The organism is Bacillus sp. FSL H7-0578 (assembly GCF_038630855.1).
In the GTDB taxonomy this organism is placed as follows: domain Bacteria; phylum Bacillota; class Bacilli; order Bacillales; family Bacillaceae; genus Bacillus; species Bacillus safensis.
Window position 1 is genome coordinate 153611 of sequence record NZ_CP152045.1, and the last position, 21535, is coordinate 175145.

Here is a 21535-nt window from a genome sequence, read left to right on the forward strand (position 1 = left end):
GGTACTACGGCTTTTTTAAGAATAAGCAAAGAAGAGGTTGAGCTGAGAGGAGGTCCGGTAGAGATGGGGAAGACATTAATTGACGTAAAGGACATTGTATTTCGTTATCACAAGGATGTGGACAAGCCCGCTTTAGATCAAGTGTCACTGCATGTGAATCAAAATGAATGGCTCGCCATTGTTGGTCATAACGGTTCAGGTAAATCCACACTTGCCCGTGTGCTGAATGGGCTCATTTTACCGGATGCTGGTACGGTCAAGGTTGGAGAGATTGAGCTTAAAGAAGAAAGTGTGTGGGATATTCGCAAAAAGGTCGGAATGGTCTTTCAAAACCCAGATAACCAATTTGTGGGCTCAACGGTTCGTGATGATGTGGCTTTTGGTTTAGAAAATAACGGGGTTGAGCGGGAATTGATGATAGAACGTTTAGATTGGGCTGTCAAACAGGTCAATATGCAGGAGTTTCTTGATCAAGAGCCGCACCATCTATCAGGCGGGCAGAAGCAGAGAGTCGCCATTGCAGGTGTGCTTGCCGCAAGCCCTGACATCATGATCTTGGATGAAGCAACATCAATGCTTGATCCGATTGGCCGTGAAGAAGTGTTAGAGACTGTTAGACTACTGAAGGAACAAGGAACGGTCACAGTCATTTCCATCACACATGATTTAGACGAGGCTGCCAAAGCAGACCGCGTCATTGTGATGAATGGCGGGAAGAAATTTGCCGAGGGAACGCCAGAGGAAGTATTTGAACTAGATGAACAGCTGGTTCAGATTGGACTTGATCTGCCATTTTCCTATCGATTGAGCAAGCAATTGAAGCAGCAAGGTGTGCCGCTTGCAAATGCCCATTTGACACAAGAAGGATTGGTGAAAGAGCTATGGACATTACGATCAAAGAATTAGAGCATCGTTATCAAATGAAAACGCCGTTTGAGCGTCTCGCTTTGTATGATGTCAATGCTTCCATCAAAGAGGGCAGCTATGTCGCTGTCATTGGTCATACGGGCTCTGGTAAGTCTACATTGCTGCAGCATTTAAATGGATTGCTCAAACCAACGAAGGGGAGCATTGCGCTTGGAGAGACAGTTTTACAAGCCAATAAAAAGCAGAAGGATATGAAACCCCTCCGGAAAAAGGTAGGCATCGTGTTTCAGTTTCCTGAGCATCAGCTCTTTGAGGAAACCATCCTCAAGGATATCTGCTTTGGCCCGATGAACTTCGGTGTTCCTCAAGAGAAGGCAGAAGCGAAGGCGAAGGAGATGCTGAAACTGGTTGGTCTTCCTGAGTCCCTATTATCTCGATCTCCCTTTGAACTAAGCGGTGGTCAAATGAGACGTGTGGCGATTGCAGGCGTTTTAGCGATGGAGCCAGAAGTGCTTGTGCTTGATGAGCCGACTGCTGGGCTGGATCCACGCGGGCGGAAGGAAATCATGGACATGTTCTATGACCTTCATCAAAAGGCAAACCTCACCACGATTCTGGTCACACACAGTATGGAAGATGCCGCTCATTATGCGGATCAAATGATTGTGATGCATAAAGGGACAGTGAAGGCGACAGGCACGCCGAGAGAGTTGTTTGCCAATCGTACAGACATGTCTTCGTTTGGTCTCGACCTCCCAGAAACGATTAAATTCCAGCAGACTGTAGAAGAAAAGCTTGGTATTACGTTTCCAAGGCCGCTTCTGACCATGGATGAAATGGCAGAAGCCTTAACAGCTCTTTATCAGGAGGACACGACATCATGATGGATAGTATGATTATCGGCAAATATGTGCCAGGTTCATCCTTTGTCCATCGTCTTGATCCAAGGACAAAGCTGTTATCAATTTTCTTTTTTGTCTTTATTGTTTTTTTTGCTAATAATTACATCACTTACGGGCTTTTAGGTGTCTTTACCATCCTTGTGGTGATGGTTTCTCAGGTGCCGCTATACTTTATTCTCAAGGGAATGAAGCCGATCCTATGGATTGTCCTGTTTACCTTTATTCTGCATATTTTCATGACAAAGGATGGCGCCTTGCTATTCCACTTTGGTTTTCTGAATATTTATGAAGAAGGTTTAAAGCAAGGAATATTCATTTCACTCCGTTTTGTCTATCTCATCATGATGACGACACTTCTTACGTTAACCACAACGCCTATAGAAGTGACAGACGGGATGGAGAAGCTTCTGCACCCATTCCGTAAAATCAAACTGCCTGTTCATGAGCTTGCTCTCATGATGTCCATCTCTCTTCGGTTTATTCCGACGTTATTAGAAGAGACGGATAAAATCATGAAGGCACAAATGGCACGAGGTGTTGATTTTACAAGCGGGCCTTTAAAGGATCGCATGAAAGCCATCGTTCCTTTGCTTGTTCCGCTTTTCGTCAGTGCGTTTAAGCGTGCAGAAGAACTGGCGACCGCGATGGAAGCGAGAGGCTACCGCGGGGGAGAAGGACGGACGAAGTACCGTCAGCTTGTCTGGGGCATGAAGGACACGTTCACGCTGCTTTTATTCATCCTGTTAACAGCACTCCTTGTGCTGCTTAGAAATTAGGTGATTCCTAGATGAAGGTCAAATGTACCGTATCCTACGATGGGACACATTTTAAAGGCTATCAGGTGCAGCCAGGGCAGCGAACCGTTCAGACGGAGATAGAGTCAGCCCTTGCAAGAATGCACAAACAGGATGAACTGATTCCGATTGTGGCTTCCGGCCGGACGGACAGCGGTGTCCATGCAAAGGGACAGGTCATCCATTTTGACACCCCGCTCTCGATCCCGATGGAGAGATGGCCTTTTGCCCTTAACAGCTTGCTGCCGGATGATATCCGTGTTCTAAAGGCTGAGGAGGTCGATGACTCGTTTCATGCCAGATTTGGTGTTGTTTCGAAGGAGTACCGTTATAAGGTCTCAACGGAAACACACCAAAATGTGTTCACGAGACAGTATGCCTGCCACTATCCTTACCGGCTGGATATCGATAAAATGAGAGAAGCCGCTGAGCACCTGATTGGGACGCATGACTTTACAAGCTTCTGTGCGGCCAATACGGAGGTTCAGGACAAGGTGAGGGTTATTTATGCCCTTGAGTGGAAAAACGTCTCAGGTGGGCTTGAAATGCGTGTGAGAGGGAATGGCTTTTTATACAACATGGTGCGGATTATCGCTGGAACGTTGCTTGAAATCGGTTCTGGTAAATTTCACCCTGAGGAGATAAAAGCTATGCTTGCCGCCCGAAATCGCGAAGCGGCAGGCAAGACTGCGCCTAGTCACGGACTGTATTTATGGGAAGTTTTCTATGACAACTAAACCAGGTGTAACATGTTCTTGACACAGGAAGCAGAAAGTTATAAGATATCATATGGTATGTATTTCAACCCCACAAATAAGCCCCGGAAGACTTATCTTGTGTTTTGAAATAGAACGTAGCATTTGATTCAAGGAAAATTCATTGATTTATTTAGGAGGGAAACTCATGCGTACAACACCAATGGCGAACGCAAGCACAATTGAGCGCAAATGGCTAGTTGTTGATGCGGCAGGCAAGACTCTAGGTCGTCTTTCTACTGAAGTAGCATCACTTTTGCGCGGTAAGCACAAACCAACTTATACACCACACGTTGATACAGGTGATCACGTCATCATCATCAATGCTGAGAAAATTGAATTAACAGGTAAGAAATTGACGGACAAAATTTACTACCGTCACACGATGCACCCAGGTGGTTTGAAACAAAGAACTGCTCTTGAGATGCGTACAAACTACCCTGAAAAAATGCTGGAGCTTGCTATCAAAGGTATGCTTCCAAAGGGTCCACTAGGTCGTCAAATGTTCAAAAAATTAAATGTGTACCGTGGTTCTGAGCATCCACATCAAGCACAACAACCTGAAGTTTACGAACTTCGCGGTTAATTATAAGGGAGGTTAACAATTTGGCACAGGTTCAATATTACGGTACAGGTCGTCGTAAAAGTTCTGTAGCGCGCGTTCGCTTAGTTCCAGGTGAAGGCCGTATCGTCGTTAATAATCGTGAAATTACTGAATACATTCCATTCGCTGCTTTAATCGAAGACGTGAAACAGCCTTTGAACATCACAGAAACAGCTAACAGCTACGATGTTCTTGTAAATGTTCACGGTGGTGGATTCTCTGGTCAAGCTGGAGCAATTCGTCACGGTATCTCTCGTGCTCTTCTAGAAGTAGATCCTGAGTACCGTACATCACTTAAACGTGCTGGACTTCTTACTCGTGACCCACGTATGAAAGAGCGTAAGAAATACGGTCTTAAAGGCGCACGTCGCGCACCTCAGTTCTCAAAACGTTAATCAATTTTATATTGTATGGACGTTTTACAAAGGTTTGTTACAGACAAACCTTATAAAAAAAGCATCAGCATCCTGCTGGTGCTTTTTTATTTGTGTTTTTTTCTGTTTGGAAACATATAAAATAGGATCATAGCAAGGTTTCTATTTAAAAAACGAAGTCTATGGAGGGTGTCATATGAATCTAACAACAGAAAGGTGTATCATTCGATCATTTGCTGAGGATGATTGGCAGGATGTCTATGCATATACATCTAATGAGACGGTGATGAAGTATATTCCGGAAGATGTATTTTCTAAAGAAGATGCGAAGGAATTTGTCAAAAATAATTGTCATGAAGATGCTAAGTATGTTGCTGTCCTTTTAAAAGAAGATCATACATGTATCGGGCATATCGTGTTTCATCCTTACTTTGGTGAGCACACATATGAAATTGGCTGGGTTTTCAATCCTGCCTATCAAAACAAGGGCTATGCATCAGAAGCGGCTTATGCCGTTCTGCATCATGGTTTTCACACAATGAATTTACATCGAATCATTGCGACTTGTCAGCCTGAAAATGTGTCATCGTGGAGAGTGATGGAGAAATTGGAGATGAGGAGAGAGGGGTATTTTAAAAAATGTATACCACAAGGAAATGAGTGGTGGGATGAGTTTTACTATGCCATCTTACAAGAGGAATGGTTCGTGAAGAGGGCTTGATCAGTTTTCATGGTATGAAATACTTTGATGAAAAAGCAGCTGATCAAATCTTATATGAACACTCTTAACTGGTATTTTGGTAAGTGAAAACAATCTTCCATCCATCATAGGAGGTGCTTTCATTGAATTTAAATCAATTGACATTGAGAGAAGCCGTGCAAGAAGACCTCGACAAAATCGTCTTCATGCTTTCAGATGATAAGTTAGGTCAAAAGAGAGAGCGTTACACTCGCCCATTATTAGAAAGTTATATCAAAGCCTTTCGTTCAATCGATGCTGATCCAAATATTGAACTCATTGTTGCGTGTGACCAGGAAGAAGCAGTTGGTGTTCTTCAGTTAACCATGACGCCATTTCTTACACATCAAGGGGGATGGAGAGCATCCATCGAAGGAGTTCGTACGGCTTCGAGTCATAGAGGAAAAGGAGTCGGTTCGCTGCTTATAAAGTGGGCCATTCAACGCGCAAGCGACCGCGGCTGTCATATAATTCAACTGACAACAGATAAACAGAGGCCAGAAGCACGCCATTTTTATGAGAAATTAGGATTTGAAGCCACTCATGAAGGAATGAAGCTGCATTTGCCTCATGAATAAGGATATCAAGAAGCGGAGGATTCACGTACCTCTGCCTTTTTTGTGCCTTTATTAGGAATATTTGCTATATTTAATATATAAATCCTCTGTTATTTGGAAAGGAGAAACATGTTACTCAAAATCGGTCTAGTTGTCATAGGTGTGGTCATACTTTACGTGGTGGTTCAAGTCTTGCTGTATAAAAGAGATATGAAGAAAACGAAGGAAGATCTTTTGACATTTGTCGCAAAAAACAAAAAGGATGTTTCAGTGACAATCATTGAAAATGATGATGTGGTGTTAGAATGGAATGCTGATCAAAAAACACCACTTGCAAGTACGGTGAAATTAGTAGTTTTATTTCATTTTGTTAAAGCTGTATCGAGCGGCGCCATCAAGCTAGAGGAAAAAGTGGCATTGTCTGATATAGAGCGGTTTTATATTGATAGAACAGACGGTGGTGCGCACGCGTACTGGCTGGAGGTCAATGATTTTTCTGAGCATGCGGCTTTATTAGATGTTGCCAAAGGGATGATGCAATTCAGTTCGAATGCTTGTACGGATTATTTGATTGACCGGCTGGGCTTAGAAAAGATCAATGATCAGATGAAACAAGCAGGTCTTACAGAACATGATGAACTCATGCCGCTGACGCCAATGATTTTGTGGTCCGCTTATGTATCTGATCGTCGGCGGGATGCATTCAAGAAAATGAGCGGTGTATCCGAAGAACAATACAAATCTCTAATGAATGAGATTTTTAATATCATGAAAAATGACCCAGAGTATAAAAAGGCGTTAGAAGAAAAAATGAAAAAAAAGAACTTATTAGGCTGGCGTATACAATCATTACTGACGCAAAAGCTGACAAAGTCTACAATCAATATGCACAATTTATGAAACGTCTCCAGGATGAGCTGTTAACAATAGAAGAAAAGAGTCTTTTTAGCCAAATCGTACTGGGAGAAACATTGAAAAAGGAAACAGATCAATATCTTTGGTATAAAGGCGGAGCAACATTGTTCGTTTTCACAGGTGCTTTATATCGAAGAACAGATACATCTTCTATATCCATTTCTCTTTTTATCAATGATCTGAAAGCGAACAATTCTCACTGGATTGGGGGAGTATTCAACGAATTTATGCTTACTGCAGCAGTGGATCAAAACTTTCGACAACGATTGATACAGGCTTTCACTACATAAACATTAAAAAACAGAGGGAAACACCCCTCTGTTTTATTATTTCTGCATTGGAAACGTTTTGTATACATCTTGGCGTTTCTCTTTTGACTTCACAACTCCATCAACCAGTTCCTTTTGCCAAAGTGTTGTATCGTCTTTGTACTTTTTAAAAGGGTGAGGGAGTTTTTTTTCTATCTGTTTTCTTTTAAACGTGACGGACGGCTCGTCTTTCGAGCTCATGTTAAGTGTCACTTGCTCTACGTTATCGACAAGAATAAAAAGTGCGATGGCGTTGTATAAATACGTTTTTTCGATCGTATCCTTTTGATCAAACCAGAAGGCGTCAAACTGTTCTTCTGTATAGCCTGCATTTTCTTTTACTCCATACGTGACGTCTAATGCTTTCCCATCGATGATTTCAAATTCACGTATTACGCCTCCAGGAAGATCTGATAAGATTTCACGAATGGCTGAATTGTCACCGAGATACGTGTTTTTGTGTGTTGAAAGTTGTTTTAAGGATATGTCTTCTATTCCTTTTATACCGCTCTTTTTCTCTGCGGCTTGACTGCTGCATGCAGATAAGACGACAGTTAATAGCAGCAGGATATACATCCATTTCTTCATTGATTTTGCCCCTTTATTGTTTCTTTCTATATGTAAATATCTATTTTATCACAATTTTCCATTCCGATCGTTCACTGACCGTCATTTCCATTTACTGAACTGCATGTTTTGTTCAAACCAACGAACAATACAAAGAAAAAAGGAGTTCAGTCCATGGCAGAAGTGCTTTCATTTTATCAACTAAAAACAAAACGAGATGTCACGCTTGAAAAGAAGCTTTTGCGTACATTGTCTCTTCAACAAGTAACGGCCGCTTCTGAGAAATTCACAAAGAAGCTGTTTCCATTTGCAGATGATCCAGCCGGTATAATGAGTGATGGCTGCATCGATTTCGCCATTGAAGCTTTCTTAGCTGGCGGGAGATACGGTGAGTCGAGTAAATACGGCGAATCATTCGACGATATCAAAAAGCGGTCCTCCCAGGAGGAAGCTGAGCTGATTGAAGAGCTCGCAGGGTGCTTGCAATCGTGGGGGAATATGTTCCGTATGGAGCGGAAGATGTCATGTTTATATCCATTTGCGAAGGATTTTTTAAGCATGTGGTGGCAGGAAGGCTTTCGTGAATCAGAAAAAAGACACAAGCTTCGGCTGCACTAAGCATATTTCCAGTCCTTGTCCCATATCTATAAAATAATGGTGTATGGGAGGGACAGGGATGAAAAGAAAGCTGAAGTGGACAGGGTTTTTAATTGGGTTTATTGTCCTCTTATTCTTATTCAGGTTTCAATTTCTAAATGATGATTCATGGAAATCGTGGAATTTGCCTCTAAGCGGGAAGATCATCTATTTAGATCCGGGTCACGGCGGTCCAGATGGAGGGGCTGTAGGAGGAGAACTGCTTGAGAAAGAGATTGCACTGGATGTATCCATGAAGATACGTGACTATTTGCAGGAGCAGGGAGCGCTTGTTCTCATGACCCGAGAGGATGATTCTGATTTATCATCAAAGAATACAAGGGGATATGCCAGAAAGAAAGCGGAGGATTTAAGGAACCGCGTCAAAGTCATCAATGAATCTGAAGCGGATCTCTATTTAAGCATTCATTTAAATGCGATACCATCAAACAAATGGAGCGGGGCTCAGACGTTTTTTTATGGAAAGTATGAAGAGAATGAAAAGGCAGCGAAGTTTATTCAAGATGAATTACGCAGAAATCTTGAAAACACGGATCGAAAGGCGAAGCGGATTAATGGCATTTATTTAATGCAAAATGTCACAAAGCCAGGAGCTCTTGTGGAAATTGGATTTCTCTCCAACCCGAAAGAGGCTGGCCAGCTGGCAACACCTAAATATCAGGATCAAATTGCTGCCTCTATTTATAAAGGGATTTTAAGATATTTAACAGAGCAAAAAGAGCCTCCTGAATAAGGGGCTTTTTCCTTTTGATCGCAGGCAAACAGGACAGACATTGTAAGGATATGTATGATATACTTGGATTGTAAACGAATTCAATAAAGGGTGAGGTTCTGCTATGATCGGACAAGATGATGTGAGAAAACTAGTTGGGAAGATGGACGAACCTTTCCTTCATATACCGCTTGGTGAGCTGGATGCCATCAAGGAAATCAGCCTAAAGCCTGAGAAAGAGCATGTGAGCCTAAAGGTGGCCATTGCTAAAACAGGCACTGCTGAGCAGATGAAGCTGCAGCAAGACATCGTACAAGCCTTGAAAGCAGCAGGTGCTAACACAGTAGGACTTCGTTTTGAGGAACTGCCTCAGGAAACACTTGAAAAGTTTATGCCATCACAAGATGAGGAAGAAACTCTGCTTAACTCTAAAAATCCGCCTGAGTTCTTAGCGATTGCGAGTGGAAAGGGCGGCGTTGGTAAATCGACTGTTTCTGTTAACCTTGCTGTAGCGCTGGCTCGTCTAGGGAAAAAAGTCGGGCTGATTGATGCTGATATTTATGGCTTTAGTGTACCGGATATGATGGGAATCACTGTCAGACCAACAGTTAAAGGGGAAAAAATTATTCCTGTGGAGCGCTTTGGTGTCAAAGTGATTTCAATGGGCTTTTTTGTTGAAGAAAATGCACCGGTTATTTGGAGAGGACCGATGCTTGGAAAAATGTTAAATAACTTCTTCCATGAAGTTGAGTGGGGAGAATTAGATTACTTACTATTAGACCTTCCGCCTGGAACGGGAGATGTGGCGCTTGATATTCATACAATGCTGCCTAGCTGTAAAGAAATCATTGTCACTACACCGCATCCGACAGCTGCCTTCGTTGCAGCAAGAGCAGGCGCAATGGCACTGCAAACAGATCATGAGGTGCTCGGGGTCGTTGAGAATATGAGCTATTATGAAAGCAAAAAAACAGGTGAAAAGGAATACGTCTTTGGAAAAGGCGGCGGGGACAAGCTGGCTGAAGAGCTGCGTGTATCAGTCCTTGGCCAAATTCCTTTAAGACAGCCTGATTGGAATGAGGATGATTTTGCGCCTTCTGTCTATGATGCAAGTCATCCGACAGGAGAAGTGTATCAACACATTGCGAATAAAGTCATTGAACAATTAGCAGTGAAAGCATAATGAAAGCCCGAGTGGATGAATGCCACTCGGGTGATGTTTAACTAATCGCTTCCTTCGCTATCTTTCGAGCCGGAATCACTGCCGCTCTCGGATGCTGCCTTTTTGAGCTCATCTTCGAATTTCTTCTTATAAAGAGGGCTGCTTAATGTTTCCGTAATGACTTTTTCTAAGTGTTTTCTAAACTCTTTGCTTTTTACCAATTCACCGTATTTCTTTTCCATCTCAGGATCCTTGAGAATATCCATCATCAGCTGTTGATAGTCAGGATCCTTCATTAGCTGTTTTAACATTCTTTCATGCTGTTGCTGCATGGATTTTGCGAAAGTCTCGGCAAATTTAGAATCCTCAAAGACCTTCTTCCAGAACTCTTTGCCTTTATCAGAAGTCAGTGTTTTCTCTATCGTTTTTTTCACAGTTTGTTCATCCATTACCAAAGCTTCATTCATTGCCTCGTCATTTAATAACTGTTGAATGGCCTTTTTACCGTCATCTGTCTTTAATATATCGACGACCATTTTTTTTGTTTCGTCATAGTCCATATTAGATGAGGATTGGGTTTTGGGAGCACAAGCTGTTAGAGATAAAAGAAGAAAACAGCTCATTATACGCAAGATGCCTTTTGACATACTGTGGCTCCTTTCGTTACATGTCTTACTTTTAATATGAATGTTTCACGTAAATTTATACATAACAAAAATAGGGGTTGGATCAATTCAATGAAAAGTCGGGATTTAGTTCGTTTTTTCTTCTCTGTGCTAGCTGTTGGAGCGGTCATTACAAGCGTGGTAGGCTTTGCGCTGGAGTGGGGGAAATATCAGAAGCTTTTTATATCGTTTGAAATTCTAGAGATCGCATCTGTGTTGTTTTGGTTCATTGGTGTAGGGATGATCTTTAGTGTCATTAGCCAGATGGGGTTTGTTGTCTTCTTGACGGTGCACCGGTTTGCGTTAGAGATTTTCCGGTCACATTCTTTATGGAATACCATTCAGCTGTTTCTTGTGATTTTTGTGCTGTTTGATTTAGCTTACTTGCGATTTTTGTTTTTCGGGGAGAATGATTCATTTCTTCCATACTTGTGGCTGCCTGTTTTTATCGGTGTGTTTGCATTGATCGTGGCTTATTTTAAACAGCAGCAGTCCTCTAAGAAAACATTTGTTTCTGCAATGTTTCTCATGGTTGTCATCACGTCGTTAGAATGGTTCCCGGCGCTCAGAGTCAATGAAGAGGACTGGCTGTATTTAATGCTGTTCCCGCTATTAGGCTGTAATGCGTTTCAGCTGTTAGCGATGCCGCGGTTTTCAAAAGCGAAAGCTACTTAACTTCTGATGACTTTGTTTTCGTGTTGGAGATCAGTTCGCCAACCGTCACATTTTTTAAATGCTTTTCTTTTATTTGTTTCAAAATAGCTGGTAAGGCTTGAGCGGTTTGGGTTGCTGAATCTGAGGCGTGAAGGAGAACAATGTCTCCGCTTTTCATTCGATCATTTACATTTTGAACAATTTGGTCGACACCCGGATTCAGCCAATCCTGTGAATTGATGCTGTAATGAACAACGGTATAACCGTACTGTGTGGCAATTTTCAGTGCTGTTTCGTTAAACTGTCCAGTTGGCGGTCTTAATAGTTGAATGTCATCTAGTCCAAGCTTTTGAAATGTATTTTGTGCACGGACAAGATCTTGCTTGATTTCACTATCTTCAAGCTGGCTATAATTTTTATAAGCATAGCCGAGGCTTCCAATTTGATGGCCGTCCTCCCTAATTTGTTTCACGATATCAGGATGACGCTCAGCCCAAGAAGCAGACAGAAAGAAAGTGGCGTTCTTTATACCGTACTCTCGAAGGACATTTAAAATAGGAACAGCCTTCTCATCCCCCCAGCCAATATTAAAAGTGAGAGAGACATGTTTTGATGAAGTCTCTCCTTTATAAATGGCTCGGGGTCCATGTTCAGTTTTAAATACCGACAGCGGCGGTGCCTTTTGTACATAAAAAAAGGTTGCAGCTGCAAGGGCTGCTACAAGAATAATGACAACTTGCTTCAGCCGTTTAATAGGCAACACATATAATCGACTCAATTCAAACACTCCTGCCTTGTCCAAGATTGTTACTTGATTGTATGCAGGACAAGGGTTTAAGATGCTTAATAAAACTATTTCAAAAAAAGTTTCGAAAAGGCGTTGACCGATAGAATGTTTTCGTGATATATTATTAATCGTCGCTGACACACAGTGACAAACACAAAACGCTTCGGGAAATAAACTTGAAAAAAGTTGTTGACATAAGATGAAGCGAAATGTTATATTATTAAAGCCGCTAAGAACGGCGGAGATGATCTTTGAAAACTAAACAAGACAAAACGTACCTGTTAATTCGAGTTTTTATAAAAAAATCCTATGATACTTCATAGGTAGTCAGTCAAACTGGCGAAAAGCAAAACTTCGGTTTTGTATTTTTTCGGAGAGTTTGATCCTGGCTCAGGACGAACGCTGGCGGCGTGCCTAATACATGCAAGTCGAGCGGACAGAAGGGAGCTTGCTCCCGGATGTTAGCGGCGGACGGGTGAGTAACACGTGGGTAACCTGCCTGTAAGACTGGGATAACTCCGGGAAACCGGAGCTAATACCGGATAGTTCCTTGAACCGCATGGTTCAAGGATGAAAGACGGTTTCGGCTGTCACTTACAGATGGACCCGCGGCGCATTAGCTAGTTGGTGGGGTAATGGCTCACCAAGGCGACGATGCGTAGCCGACCTGAGAGGGTGATCGGCCACACTGGGACTGAGACACGGCCCAGACTCCTACGGGAGGCAGCAGTAGGGAATCTTCCGCAATGGACGAAAGTCTGACGGAGCAACGCCGCGTGAGTGATGAAGGTTTTCGGATCGTAAAGCTCTGTTGTTAGGGAAGAACAAGTGCGAGAGTAACTGCTCGCACCTTGACGGTACCTAACCAGAAAGCCACGGCTAACTACGTGCCAGCAGCCGCGGTAATACGTAGGTGGCAAGCGTTGTCCGGAATTATTGGGCGTAAAGGGCTCGCAGGCGGTTTCTTAAGTCTGATGTGAAAGCCCCCGGCTCAACCGGGGAGGGTCATTGGAAACTGGGAAACTTGAGTGCAGAAGAGGAGAGTGGAATTCCACGTGTAGCGGTGAAATGCGTAGAGATGTGGAGGAACACCAGTGGCGAAGGCGACTCTCTGGTCTGTAACTGACGCTGAGGAGCGAAAGCGTGGGGAGCGAACAGGATTAGATACCCTGGTAGTCCACGCCGTAAACGATGAGTGCTAAGTGTTAGGGGGTTTCCGCCCCTTAGTGCTGCAGCTAACGCATTAAGCACTCCGCCTGGGGAGTACGGTCGCAAGACTGAAACTCAAAGGAATTGACGGGGGCCCGCACAAGCGGTGGAGCATGTGGTTTAATTCGAAGCAACGCGAAGAACCTTACCAGGTCTTGACATCCTCTGACAACCCTAGAGATAGGGCTTTCCCTTCGGGGACAGAGTGACAGGTGGTGCATGGTTGTCGTCAGCTCGTGTCGTGAGATGTTGGGTTAAGTCCCGCAACGAGCGCAACCCTTGATCTTAGTTGCCAGCATTCAGTTGGGCACTCTAAGGTGACTGCCGGTGACAAACCGGAGGAAGGTGGGGATGACGTCAAATCATCATGCCCCTTATGACCTGGGCTACACACGTGCTACAATGGACAGAACAAAGGGCTGCAAGACCGCAAGGTTTAGCCAATCCCATAAATCTGTTCTCAGTTCGGATCGCAGTCTGCAACTCGACTGCGTGAAGCTGGAATCGCTAGTAATCGCGGATCAGCATGCCGCGGTGAATACGTTCCCGGGCCTTGTACACACCGCCCGTCACACCACGAGAGTTTGCAACACCCGAAGTCGGTGAGGTAACCTTTATGGAGCCAGCCGCCGAAGGTGGGGCAGATGATTGGGGTGAAGTCGTAACAAGGTAGCCGTATCGGAAGGTGCGGCTGGATCACCTCCTTTCTAAGGATATATGGAGCAGCGTACGTTTTCGTCTTGTTTAGTTTTGAAGGATCATTCCTTCAAAACATGTCTCTAGCGAGACAGGATTGTTCTTTGAAAACTAGATAACAATAAGTAATACATTCACATTGAATGCAATGCAAAGTTCATCACACATAGTGATTCTTTCTAAAGTAAGAAATGGTTAAGTTAGAAAGGGCGCACGGTGGATGCCTTGGCACTAGGAGCCGATGAAGGACGGGACGAACACCGATATGCTTCGGGGAGCTGTAAGCAAGCTTTGATCCGGAGATTTCCGAATGGGGAAACCCACTGCTCGTAATGGAGTAGTATCCATACTTGAATACATAGAGTATGAGAAGGCATACCCGGGGAACTGAAACATCTAAGTACCCGGAGGAAGAGAAAGCAAATGCGATTCCCTGAGTAGCGGCGAGCGAAACGGGAACAGCCCAAACCAAGAGGCTTGCCTCTTGGGGTTGTAGGACACTCTATACGGAGTTACAAAGGAACGATATAAGCGAAGAGGTCTGGAAAGGCCCGCCAAAGAAGGTAACAGCCCTGTAACTGAAATGTCGTTCTCTCCAGAGTGGATCCTGAGTACGGCGGAACACGTGAAATTCCGTCGGAATCCGGGAGGACCATCTCCCAAGGCTAAATACTCCCTAGTGACCGATAGTGAACCAGTACCGTGAGGGAAAGGTGAAAAGCACCCCGGAAGGGGAGTGAAATAGATCCTGAAACCGTGTGCCTACAAGTAGTCAGAGCCCGTTAACGGGTGATGGCGTGCCTTTTGTAGAATGAACCGGCGAGTTACGATCCCGTGCAAGGTTAAGCAGAAGATGCGGAGCCGCAGCGAAAGCGAGTCTGAATAGGGCGCATGAGTACGTGGTCGTAGACCCGAAACCAGGTGATCTACCCATGTCCAGGGTGAAGTTCAGGTAACACTGAATGGAGGCCCGAACCCACGCACGTTGAAAAGTGCGGGGATGAGGTGTGGGTAGGGGTGAAATGCCAATCGAACCTGGAGATAGCTGGTTCTCTCCGAAATAGCTTTAGGGCTAGCCTCAAGGTAAGAGTCTCGGAGGTAGAGCACTGATTGGACTAGGGGCCCCTACCGGGTTACCGAATTCAGTCAAACTCCGAATGCCGATGACTTATCCTTGGGAGTCAGACTGCGAGTGATAAGATCCGTAGTCGAAAGGGAAACAGCCCAGACCGCCAGCTAAGGTCCCAAAGTATACGTTAAGTGGAAAAGGATGTGGAGTTGCTTAGACAACCAGGATGTTGGCTTAGAAGCAGCCACCATTTAAAGAGTGCGTAATAGCTCACTGGTCGAGTGACTCTGCGCCGAAAATGTACCGGGGCTAAACGTATCACCGAAGCTGCGGACTGTTCTTACGAACAGTGGTAGGAGAGCGTTCTAAGGGCTGTGAAGCCAGACCGGAAGGACTGGTGGAGCGCTTAGAAGTGAGAATGCCGGTATGAGTAGCGAAAGACGGGTGAGAATCCCGTCCACCGAATGCCTAAGGTTTCCTGAGGAAGGCTCGTCCGCTCAGGGTTAGTCGGGACCTAAGCCGAGGCCGAAAGGCGTAGGCGATGGACAACAGGTTGATATTCCTGTACCACCTCCTCACCATTTGAGCAATGGGGGGACGCAGGAGGATAGGGTAAGCGCGGTATTGGATATCCGCGTCCAAGCAGTTAGGCTGGGAAATAGGCAAATCCGTTTCCCGTAAAGGCTGAGCTGTGATGGCGAGCGAAATTTAGTAGCGAAGTTCCTGATTCCACACTGCCAAGAAAAGCCTCTAGCGAGGTGAGAGGTGCCCGTACCGCAAACCGACACAGGTAGGCGAGGAGAGAATCCTAAGGTGATCGAGAGAACTCTCGTTAAGGAACTCGGCAAAATGACCCCGTAACTTCGGGAGAAGGGGTGCTTCTTAGGGTGTTAAAGCCCCGAGAAGCCGCAGTGAATAGGCCCAGGCGACTGTTTAGCAAAAACACAGGTCTCTGCGAAGCCGTAAGGCGAAGTATAGGGGCTGACGCCTGCCCGGTGCTGGAAGGTTAAGAGGAGCGCTTAGCGTAAGCGAAGGTGCGAATTGAAGCCCCAGTAAACGGCGGCCGTAACTATAACGGTCCTAAGGTAGCGAAATTCCTTGTCGGGTAAGTTCCGACCCGCACGAAAGGCGCAACGATCTGGGCACTGTCTCAACGAGAGACTCGGTGAAATTATAGTACCTGTGAAGATGCAGGTTACCCGCGACAGGACGGAAAGACCCCGTGGAGCTTTACTGCAGCCTGATATTGAATGTTGGTACAGCTTGTACAGGATAGGTAGGAGCCTTGGAAACCGGAGCGCTAGCTTCGGTGGAGGCATCGGTGGGATACTACCCTGGCTGTATTGACCTTCTAACCCGCTGCCCTTATCGGGCAGGGAGACAGTGTCAGGTGGGCAGTTTGACTGGGGCGGTCGCCTCCTAAAATGTAACGGAGGCGCCCAAAGGTTCCCTCAGAATGGTTGGAAATCATTCGCAGAGTGTAAAGGCACAAGGGAGCTTGACTGCGAGACCTACAAGTCGAGCAGGGACGAAAGTCGGGCTTAGTGATCCGGTGGTTCCGCATGGAAGGGCCATCGCTCAACGGATAAAAGCTACCCCGGGGATAACAGGCTTATCTCCCCCAAGAGTCCACATCGACGGGGAGGTTTGGCACCTCGATGTCGGCTCATCGCATCCTGGGGCTGTAGTCGGTCCCAAGGGTTGGGCTGTTCGCCCATTAAAGCGGTACGCGAGCTGGGTTCAGAACGTCGTGAGACAGTTCGGTCCCTATCCGTCGCGGGCGCAGGAAATTTGAGAGGAGCTGTCCTTAGTACGAGAGGACCGGGATGGACGCACCGCTGGTGTACCAGTTGTTCTGCCAAGGGCATCGCTGGGTAGCTATGTGCGGACGGGATAAGTGCTGAAAGCATCTAAGCATGAAGCCCCCCTCAAGATGAGATTTCCCATTCCGCAAGGAAGTAAGATCCCTGAAAGATGATCAGGTTGATAGGTCTGAGGTGGAAGCGTGGTGACACGTGGAGCTGACAGATACTAATAGATCGAGGACTTAACCTATATTCTAATGTGAAGCATGAACATTGTTATCTAGTTTTGAGAGAACATTCTCTCCATCAGGTTTGGTGGCGATAGCGAAGAGGTCACACCCGTTCCCATACCGAACACGGAAGTTAAGCTCTTCAGCGCCGATGGTAGTTGGGGGTTTCCCCCTGTGAGAGTAGGACGCCGCCAAGCTTTTTGTTTATATCCTTCCAATGGAAGAAGTTACTTTATCATTCCGCAGTAGCTCAGTGGTAGAGCTATCGGCTGTTAACCGATCGGTCGTAGGTTCGAGTCCTACCTGCGGAGCCATGCTTCCATAGCTCAGTAGGTAGAGCACTTCCATGGTAAGGAAGAGGTCAGCGGTTCGAGCCCGCTTGGAAGCTTTCCTCTATATGTTGATATGACAAGGTTTCTCGATGATGAGAAGGCTTTTTTTGTTTGTTTACATATATATTGAACTGCTCGATGATCAGTAGACTGATGACTTTAGGAAAGCGAATAAAACGGCTTGCACAGCATTGTTGCATCGCTTTTTTACTTATCTCCTTCTTTTTGATCTTGATTCTTCAGTCTCTTTCTTTTATTCTTACTAAAGTGCTATCCTCTATATCAAAAGACTCTGTACGTTCCTCTTTTCCCCCGAAAGTGAAGTATCGTTTGTTTTTCCTTTCTTCATCTCCAGGTATAGTTGATCTTCTTTTTCCATGTACGGAATGTATATAAAAAGGAGTAGATGGTTTGAAAGATTTATTTGTAAAGCAAGAATGGTTTGGACATGTACGTCAGGACGTTCTTGCGGGTATATTAGTCGCACTGGCTTTAATTCCTGAAGCCATTGCGTTTTCGATTATTGCGGGCGTTGATCCGAAAGTCGGGTTGTATGCATCGTTTTGTATTGCGATTGTGATTTCGTTTGTTGGTGGACGCCCAGGCATGATTTCGGCTGCAACAGGGGCTATGGCTCTCGTCATGGTTAACTTGGTTGCTGATCATGGGTTGCAATATTTGTTTGCAGCTACGATTTTGACGGGTTTGATTCAAATTGTGTTCGGATTGTGCCGAGTATCTCGTTTGATGAAATTTATTCCGAGGTCCGTCATGGTTGGCTTTGTCAATGCGTTGGCTATTATGATCTTCATGGCTCAGCTTCCACATTTCGTTGGGGAATCATTAGCCATGTATATGATGACAGGTGGTGCCCTGCTGATCATTTATTTATTGCCTATGGTGATAAAGGTGATACCTTCCCCACTCATTGCCATTATTGTAATGACGATATTGGCTGTATTTGGACATATTGATGTTAGAACAGTTGGAGATATGGGAGAGCTTCCAAGTTCTTTGCCTGTTTTTCTGATTCCTCAAGTTCCGTTTAGTTGGGAAACACTTGCTATCATTTTTCCTTATTCTTTAGCACTTGCGATGGTTGGTTTACTTGAGTCTCTTTTAACCGCACAGATTGTCGATGATATGACAGAGACGTCTAGTAATAAGAACAAGGAAGCGAGAGGTCAAGGGATTGCTAATGTGGTTGCAGGATTCTTTGGTGGTATGGCTGGCTGCGCGATGATTGGTCAATCTGTGATTAATACGAAGGCAGGTGGACGAGGCCGGCTTTCTACCTTTGTAGCGGGTGCTTTTTTAATGGTGCTGATTTTTGTACTAGGTGATGTTGTGGTTCAAATTCCGATGGCTGCTCTAGTGGCTGTGATGTTCATGGTTTCCATTGGCACATTTGATTGGAGTTCTTTTCAGCAGCTAAAAAAGAATCCGAAAACAGATTCTATTGTGATGGTTGTCACGGTCGTGACGGTGGTGTTGACTCATGATTTATCAAAAGGCGTTTTTGCAGGTGTGCTGCTTAGTGCGGTGTTCTTTGTCGCAAAGATATCGAAGCTTCATATTACTTCTAAAGAAAGCCAGGCAGGTACTTGGGTATATCGAGTTAAAGGGCAAATTTTCTTTGCTTCTGTCACGGACTTGATCCAAGCTTTCCATCAGGGGAAAGATCTCCAATCTGTTGTGATTGATTTGTCTGAAGCGCGTATATGGGATGAATCAGGCGTAGCAGCGATAGAACGTATAAAGGAGAGGTATCAAGCAAATGGCGTCCAGGTGGACGTAGTTGGAATGGATACATCAAGTCGAAAGCTTGTGAAACAAGTGAATGGTTCTTAAAAAGGCCTTTCTGTCTGTTACAATAGAGAAGGAAAGAAAGTGAAGGATGGAGGTGGCCGGCATGCTTGTGCGTTTGAATCAAGTGCTCGGCCGGATGATGCCGCTCATTACACCTTTTAGTGTGTTACTCGGTGTTTTATTGGCGGCCTATTTAAAAGATTTTACGTTTTTAGTGCCATGGGTATTTGCTGTTATGACCTTTGCTGGGAGCTTGTCTTCAACTTTTTCAGCGTTAAAGCATACGGTGATGCACCCATTGCCTTTGATTTTATCGTTTATGATTTTGCACGTGTTGATGCCTCTTTATGCTTGGTCAGCGGGACATCTCATATTTGCGGGTGATGCCATGACGATCACCGGTTTGACACTTGCAATGGTGATTCCCACAGGAGTTTCTAGTTTGATATGGGCGGCAATGTATAAAGGGAATGTTGGGTTAACGTTATCCATTATTTTAATTGATACATTGCTTTCGCCATTGATTGTGCCAGCCAGTTTGTCACTTTTGGCCGGTACACAGGTTCATATGGACATGGTCGCGATCATGAAAGGGCTGTTTGGGATGGTGGTGCTTCCATCTATTTTAGGGATGCTCGTTCGTCAATATGCAAAGCCTGCTGTGACAAAAATGATTAGTCAGACACTGTCACCTTTTTCAAAAATAGGCTTGTTTGTAGTGGTGTCGATTAACAGTTCTGTTGTTGCGCCATACTTGCGTGAACTGGATGCCGCATTTTTTAGCAAGGCAGCGACTGTGTTTCTCATTGCGATGAGCGGATATGCGTTTGCATGGTTGATTGGAAAGACGATGAAATGTACTCAAGGAGAGATTGTGGCTATCGTGTATACGGGCGGTATGAGAAACATTAGTGCGGGGGCTGTGCTTGCCATTAGCTTTTTCCCGCCTGCTGTCGCTGTTCCTGTGGTGATTGGCATGCTGTTTCAGCAAGTGCTTGCTGCCTTGTTTGGTTTCTTACTCAATCGTTTTGAGCTGAAAGCACCTGCTGTGACCAAATCTTTCTCATGAAAAAAACCTCCATCCTTTGATAGATGGAGGTTTTTTCTGTGATTTAATAGATGAGATATTTTTTTCGTTTCTTTTCGAATGTTTTGAGGTCGTGATGATAGCGTTTCATCATATGTTTGACGGAAGTTCCTTTATTGATTTCTTCTTTCATCCAGCCATTCCCGATGAGTTTGTCAAAGCTGCCTGTTTGAAGGAACTCAAAGTCATTAGGGTATAAATCATGTATTTCTTTGATGATGGATAACCCCGTTTTCACCGCTTCGAAGGATGAGCGGTCTGTGACATATAACTGCACACCATGAGATAGTGTACCGGCATGTTTAGAAAATGTGGGGGTGAATGACACAGGTCTAAATTGAACGCCTTTTAGTTTTAGCTGATTTAAGTGATCTGCCAGCTCGCTGCTATTGATATATGGTGCACCAATGAGCTCGAATGGTTTTGTCGTTCCTCTGCCTTCAGAGACATTTGTGCCTTCAATTAACCCTGTGGCAGGATATACAAAGGTACTATCCACTGTTGGCATGTTAGGAGAAGGAAGGACGAACGGCAGCTTTGTATCATCGAATGTCATGGACCGCTTCCAATTTTTCATTTTGATGACTGTTACATCAGCATTGATATGAAACTCTTTGTTAAACAGTTTTGCAAGCTCACCAGTAGTCATTCCATGTCTTAATGGGATGGGATAGAGCCCTACAAATGAGGCGTGTTCAGGCTCTAAAACAGGTCCTTCTACTTTTAGTCCGCCAATGGGATTTGGGCGGTCTAGGACAACAAAGGGAATGTTGTTTTCTTTAGCGGCTTCCATCGCATAGGCCATCGTGTAAATATAGGTGTAATAACGAGTACCAACGTCTTGAATATCAAACAGCAGGACATCTACATTTTTCAGCATTTCAGGAGTTGGTTTTCTTGTTTTTCCATAAAGAGAGTAAACAGGAAGCCCTGTTTTTTCATCGGTATAGGATTCGACGCCTTCTCCTGCTTGTGCATCGCCGCGTACGCCGTGTTCAGGTCCATATAAAGCAGTGAGCTTGATATTTGGATGTTCAAATAGGAGATCGACACTGCTTTTCATATTTGCATCGATGCCAGTCGGGTTTGTAATGAGACCAACTCTTTTCCCTTTTAGCCATGAAAGATTGCTTGAGAGTAGTGTTTCGATCCCTGTTTTGACTGATGCTTTTTTCCCTTTTGTGACTGTTCGTTCTTCTGCGGGAGAGGCAGCGGTCAATGTGCTCATCATGAGAAAGCTTGCGAGTATGAAACTGACTGTTTTCTTCAAGAGAATCCC

General features: G+C 44.7%; 20 protein-coding genes, 2 tRNA genes and 3 rRNA genes. 21 read left to right on the forward strand and 4 right to left on the reverse strand.

Annotation, left to right across the window (positions count from 1 at the left end; all coding sequences use genetic code 11):
- Positions 1 to 63 precede the first annotated feature (63 nt).
- From MHB41_RS00885 to MHB41_RS00930, 10 genes are all read left to right on the forward strand, one after another.
- Entirely contained in the window at positions 64 to 906 is an 843-nt protein-coding gene (locus tag MHB41_RS00885) for an energy-coupling factor ABC transporter ATP-binding protein (protein ID WP_340899527.1), read from the forward strand.
- Complete coding sequence (locus MHB41_RS00890) at positions 882 to 1751, forward strand: energy-coupling factor ABC transporter ATP-binding protein (protein WP_039175989.1); 870 nt, start codon at positions 882 to 884, stop codon at positions 1749 to 1751. The genes MHB41_RS00885 and MHB41_RS00890 overlap by 25 nt, the downstream gene beginning before the upstream one ends.
- Entirely contained in the window at positions 1748 to 2545 is a 798-nt protein-coding gene (locus MHB41_RS00895; RefSeq protein WP_034283880.1) for an energy-coupling factor transporter transmembrane protein EcfT, read from the forward strand. The genes MHB41_RS00890 and MHB41_RS00895 overlap by 4 nt, the downstream gene beginning before the upstream one ends.
- Before the next feature lie 11 nt (positions 2546 to 2556).
- Positions 2557 to 3300, forward strand: coding sequence for a tRNA pseudouridine(38-40) synthase TruA (truA, locus tag MHB41_RS00900; protein WP_061110680.1), 744 nt, complete (start codon positions 2557 to 2559; stop codon positions 3298 to 3300).
- 166 nt (positions 3301 to 3466) lie between these two features.
- On the forward strand, positions 3467 to 3904 hold the full coding sequence (gene rplM / locus MHB41_RS00905) for a 50S ribosomal protein L13 (RefSeq protein WP_003217042.1): 438 nt from the start codon (positions 3467 to 3469) through the stop codon (positions 3902 to 3904).
- Between the two features lie 20 nt (positions 3905 to 3924).
- Positions 3925 to 4317 carry a 30S ribosomal protein S9 gene (rpsI, locus tag MHB41_RS00910; protein ID WP_039175996.1) on the forward strand — a complete coding sequence of 131 codons (393 nt, stop codon included), beginning with the start codon at positions 3925 to 3927 and terminating at the stop codon, positions 4315 to 4317.
- 175 nt (positions 4318 to 4492) lie between these two features.
- Positions 4493 to 5017, forward strand: coding sequence for a GNAT family protein (locus tag MHB41_RS00915; RefSeq protein ID WP_061110681.1), 525 nt, complete (start codon positions 4493 to 4495; stop codon positions 5015 to 5017).
- A gap of 122 nt (positions 5018 to 5139) precedes the next feature.
- Positions 5140 to 5613 (forward strand): GNAT family N-acetyltransferase, encoded by a 474-nt coding sequence (locus MHB41_RS00920; RefSeq protein WP_041115149.1) that lies wholly within the window; start codon positions 5140 to 5142, stop codon positions 5611 to 5613.
- A gap of 108 nt (positions 5614 to 5721) precedes the next feature.
- Positions 5722 to 6492, forward strand: a complete 771-nt coding sequence (locus MHB41_RS00925) for a serine hydrolase (RefSeq protein ID WP_340899524.1) — start codon at positions 5722 to 5724, stop codon at positions 6490 to 6492.
- Entirely contained in the window at positions 6489 to 6797 is a 309-nt protein-coding gene (locus MHB41_RS00930; RefSeq protein WP_340899522.1) for a hypothetical protein, read from the forward strand. Before MHB41_RS00925 ends, MHB41_RS00930 begins: the two co-directional genes overlap by 4 nt.
- A 36-nt stretch (positions 6798 to 6833) precedes the next feature.
- On the opposite strand, the gene MHB41_RS00935 is transcribed toward MHB41_RS00930, so the two are convergent.
- Positions 6834 to 7403, reverse strand: a complete 570-nt coding sequence (locus tag MHB41_RS00935; protein ID WP_046314389.1) for a DUF4825 domain-containing protein — start codon at positions 7401 to 7403, stop codon at positions 6834 to 6836.
- A gap of 153 nt (positions 7404 to 7556) precedes the next feature.
- Between MHB41_RS00935 and MHB41_RS00940 the strand changes: the two genes are divergently transcribed.
- From MHB41_RS00940 to MHB41_RS00950, 3 genes are all read left to right on the forward strand, one after another.
- The gene (locus MHB41_RS00940) at positions 7557 to 8000 is read left to right on the forward strand and encodes a DUF2521 family protein (protein ID WP_044333888.1); all 444 of its coding nucleotides are present in this window, start codon (positions 7557 to 7559) and stop codon (positions 7998 to 8000) included.
- Positions 8001 to 8058: 58 nt separating this feature from the next.
- A complete protein-coding gene (gene cwlD, locus MHB41_RS00945; RefSeq protein WP_034283867.1) occupies positions 8059 to 8772 on the forward strand; it encodes an N-acetylmuramoyl-L-alanine amidase CwlD in 714 nt (237 codons plus the stop codon).
- A 103-nt stretch (positions 8773 to 8875) separates the two neighbouring features.
- Positions 8876 to 9934 carry an Mrp/NBP35 family ATP-binding protein gene (locus MHB41_RS00950; RefSeq protein WP_024425873.1) on the forward strand — a complete coding sequence of 353 codons (1059 nt, stop codon included), beginning with the start codon at positions 8876 to 8878 and terminating at the stop codon, positions 9932 to 9934.
- Positions 9935 to 9975: 41 nt separating this feature from the next.
- On the opposite strand, the gene gerD is transcribed toward MHB41_RS00950, so the two are convergent.
- On the reverse strand, positions 9976 to 10560 hold the full coding sequence (gerD, locus tag MHB41_RS00955; protein ID WP_024425617.1) for a spore germination lipoprotein GerD: 585 nt from the start codon (positions 10558 to 10560) through the stop codon (positions 9976 to 9978).
- 90 nt (positions 10561 to 10650) lie between these two features.
- Between gerD and MHB41_RS00960 the strand changes: the two genes are divergently transcribed.
- Positions 10651 to 11253 (forward strand): KinB-signaling pathway activation protein, encoded by a 603-nt coding sequence (locus tag MHB41_RS00960; protein ID WP_034283864.1) that lies wholly within the window; start codon positions 10651 to 10653, stop codon positions 11251 to 11253.
- Here the strand turns inward: MHB41_RS00960 and pdaB are convergent.
- Complete coding sequence (pdaB, locus tag MHB41_RS00965) at positions 11246 to 12010, reverse strand: polysaccharide deacetylase family sporulation protein PdaB (RefSeq protein ID WP_024425619.1); 765 nt, start codon at positions 12008 to 12010, stop codon at positions 11246 to 11248. The two genes, MHB41_RS00960 and pdaB, sit on opposite strands and share 8 nt — an antisense overlap.
- Before the next feature lie 376 nt (positions 12011 to 12386).
- Here pdaB and MHB41_RS00970 point away from each other — a divergent pair.
- The 7 genes from MHB41_RS00970 (at position 12387) to MHB41_RS01000 (ending at position 20238) form a co-directional block, all read left to right on the forward strand.
- A 16S ribosomal RNA gene (locus tag MHB41_RS00970) occupies positions 12387 to 13935 on the forward strand.
- Positions 13936 to 14117: 182 nt separating this feature from the next.
- Positions 14118 to 17048 (forward strand): 23S ribosomal RNA (locus MHB41_RS00975).
- A 61-nt stretch (positions 17049 to 17109) separates the two neighbouring features.
- Positions 17110 to 17225 (forward strand): 5S ribosomal RNA (rrf, locus tag MHB41_RS00980).
- Together the 16S, 23S and 5S rRNA genes with 2 tRNA genes alongside form the textbook arrangement of a ribosomal RNA operon.
- 42 nt (positions 17226 to 17267) lie before the next feature.
- Positions 17268 to 17342, forward strand: a tRNA-Asn gene (locus tag MHB41_RS00985).
- Position 17343: 1 nt separating this feature from the next.
- Positions 17344 to 17416 (forward strand) — tRNA-Thr (locus MHB41_RS00990).
- Between the two features lie 355 nt (positions 17417 to 17771).
- Positions 17772 to 19211: a SulP family inorganic anion transporter gene (locus tag MHB41_RS00995; RefSeq protein WP_061110481.1), complete on the forward strand. Its 1440-nt coding sequence runs from the start codon at positions 17772 to 17774 to the stop codon at positions 19209 to 19211.
- Positions 19212 to 19272: 61 nt separating this feature from the next.
- Positions 19273 to 20238, forward strand: coding sequence for a bile acid:sodium symporter family protein (locus MHB41_RS01000; protein ID WP_034283929.1), 966 nt, complete (start codon positions 19273 to 19275; stop codon positions 20236 to 20238).
- 43 nt (positions 20239 to 20281) lie between these two features.
- On the opposite strand, the gene MHB41_RS01005 is transcribed toward MHB41_RS01000, so the two are convergent.
- Positions 20282 to 21526: a DUF1343 domain-containing protein gene (locus tag MHB41_RS01005; RefSeq protein ID WP_061110480.1), complete on the reverse strand. Its 1245-nt coding sequence runs from the start codon at positions 21524 to 21526 to the stop codon at positions 20282 to 20284.
- Between the last annotated feature and the right edge of the window lie 9 nt (positions 21527 to 21535).

What these genes read in the sequence shown, in the direction of transcription:
- MHB41_RS00960 (WP_034283864.1), top strand. Translation starts at nt 10,651, where the DNA reads ATGAAAAGTCGGGATTTAGTTCGTTTTTTCTTCTCTGTGCTAGCTGTT.
- MHB41_RS00935 (WP_046314389.1), bottom strand. Translation starts at nt 7,403, where the DNA reads ATGAAGAAATGGATGTATATCCTGCTGCTATTAACTGTCGTCTTATCT.
- MHB41_RS00915 (WP_061110681.1), top strand. Translation starts at nt 4,493, where the DNA reads ATGAATCTAACAACAGAAAGGTGTATCATTCGATCATTTGCTGAGGAT.
- MHB41_RS01000 (WP_034283929.1), top strand. Translation starts at nt 19,273, where the DNA reads ATGCTTGTGCGTTTGAATCAAGTGCTCGGCCGGATGATGCCGCTCATT.
- MHB41_RS00930 (WP_340899522.1), top strand. Translation starts at nt 6,489, where the DNA reads ATGAAACGTCTCCAGGATGAGCTGTTAACAATAGAAGAAAAGAGTCTT.
- MHB41_RS00885 (WP_340899527.1), top strand. Translation starts at nt 64, where the DNA reads ATGGGGAAGACATTAATTGACGTAAAGGACATTGTATTTCGTTATCAC.
- cwlD (WP_034283867.1), top strand. Translation starts at nt 8,059, where the DNA reads ATGAAAAGAAAGCTGAAGTGGACAGGGTTTTTAATTGGGTTTATTGTC.
- MHB41_RS00895 (WP_034283880.1), top strand. Translation starts at nt 1,748, where the DNA reads ATGATGGATAGTATGATTATCGGCAAATATGTGCCAGGTTCATCCTTT.
- rplM (WP_003217042.1), top strand. Translation starts at nt 3,467, where the DNA reads ATGCGTACAACACCAATGGCGAACGCAAGCACAATTGAGCGCAAATGG.
- MHB41_RS00890 (WP_039175989.1), top strand. Translation starts at nt 882, where the DNA reads ATGGACATTACGATCAAAGAATTAGAGCATCGTTATCAAATGAAAACG.
- MHB41_RS00940 (WP_044333888.1), top strand. Translation starts at nt 7,557, where the DNA reads ATGGCAGAAGTGCTTTCATTTTATCAACTAAAAACAAAACGAGATGTC.
- MHB41_RS00925 (WP_340899524.1), top strand. Translation starts at nt 5,722, where the DNA reads ATGTTACTCAAAATCGGTCTAGTTGTCATAGGTGTGGTCATACTTTAC.
- truA (WP_061110680.1), top strand. Translation starts at nt 2,557, where the DNA reads ATGAAGGTCAAATGTACCGTATCCTACGATGGGACACATTTTAAAGGC.
- gerD (WP_024425617.1), bottom strand. Translation starts at nt 10,560, where the DNA reads ATGTCAAAAGGCATCTTGCGTATAATGAGCTGTTTTCTTCTTTTATCT.
- MHB41_RS00950 (WP_024425873.1), top strand. Translation starts at nt 8,876, where the DNA reads ATGATCGGACAAGATGATGTGAGAAAACTAGTTGGGAAGATGGACGAA.